Origin of the sequence: Sphaerochaeta sp. S2 (assembly GCF_016406725.1) — a bacterium.
Classification (GTDB): domain Bacteria; phylum Spirochaetota; class Spirochaetia; order Sphaerochaetales; family Sphaerochaetaceae; genus Sphaerochaeta.
The window spans coordinates 1-1,467 of record NZ_JAEKNT010000029.1 but is presented as its reverse complement, the minus strand read 5'-3'; the positions used below and the strand labels follow the sequence as shown (position 1 = coordinate 1,467).

Annotated in this window: 1 protein-coding gene; it reads right to left on the bottom strand. The window is 34.4% G+C overall.

Annotation, left to right across the window (positions count from 1 at the left end; all coding sequences use genetic code 11):
• A partial coding sequence (locus tag JF818_RS00680) for a Lon protease family protein (protein ID WP_198890077.1) occupies nucleotides 1-1,467 on the bottom strand: 1,467 nt, incomplete at both ends.

Sequence of the window (1,467 nt, the reverse complement as noted above, 5' to 3'; positions counted from 1 at the left end):
AATCAGAAGAACGCTTCATAATAGGCGCTGCCAACTCGGCTAATTTTTTGTCTACTAGATAATGGATAGAGCCACGTTCGAACTTACCATTTTTTTGACGTATTCCAGCTTTTGTTTTCATAAGTAATTCAATACCTTGGTCAATATGACTAATCGCATAAATATGGAATTTTTTATCTTCCACTGCTTGAACAACTTCATTCTTTAGCATTAAGTTCTTAACATTTTGATGAGGTATAATGACCGATTGTCTACCAGTTAAACCTTTTAATTTACATACTTCAAAAAAGCCTTCAATTTTTTCATTAACACCACCAATTGGTTGTATTTCTCCACGTTGGTTAACAGATCCTGTCACTGCAAAAGACTGATCGATAGGTTTACCAGAAAGACTTGATAAGATTGCATATAACTCCGTACTAGAAGCAGAATCACCATCTACTCCAGAATACAGTTGTTCAAATACAACTGATGCCGATAATGTCAACGGTTTATCCTGGGCGTATTGCCAGCCCATATAACCGTTCAGTATCATGACACCTTTATCATGTGAAGGTCCTGATGTATTAGCTTCTCTTTCAATATTTATTAATCCTGCTTTACCTCTATAAGTTGAAACAGTAATTTTACTTGGTTTACCAAAAGATTGTGTCCCCGCACCTAGAACGGCCAGACCATTAATTTCACCAATTTTTTCACCATCAACGTCTAGTAAATAAGTTCCGTCTTCAAAGGATTCGAGGAGTCGTCGCTCAAAACGATTCATACGATTCTTTTGTTCTTCAAACGCCTTCAAAACATGCTCTTTACCGACAATATCGTCACCATAAATACTTGCCCAAGTATCCGCTTCATAAATTAAATCAACAATGATATTTAAATGTGCAGACAACTTATCCTTATTTGCTGCAAGTCGAGTTGTATAGTTCACAATTTCGGCTACAGCAAACTTATCAAAATACTTAATATTATCCTTTTCTGAATAGCTTGCAATCAATCTTGCCATTTTAGTGATTGAATCTCTATTTCTTTCAACTTGATCATCAAAATCAACCAATATTTTGAATAGTTTTCTAAACTCTTCATCATAATTGAATAACATATTGTAGGTATAAAAATCACCAACAATAATCACCTTAACATCTAAAGGTATTGGTTGTGGTCTCAGTGTTTGAACTCCATTTACACCTGTTTGCTTACCAATATTCTCAATGTTGACTTCCTTGTTTATAAGTGCTCTTTTTAAACCTTTCCAAGCATATGGAGCTGTCAATAAGTCTCTGGTTTGGATTATAAGATAACCACCATTAGCATTATGAAGAGCACCTGGTTTTATCTGTGTAAAGTCTGTTTTATAGGCACCATACTCATTTCGGTATTCAATATTACCAATTAAATTGAAGAATGTTGGGTTAATTTCAAAGATTACTGGCGCTGAATCCTTATCACTATTATCAACAAATAAGT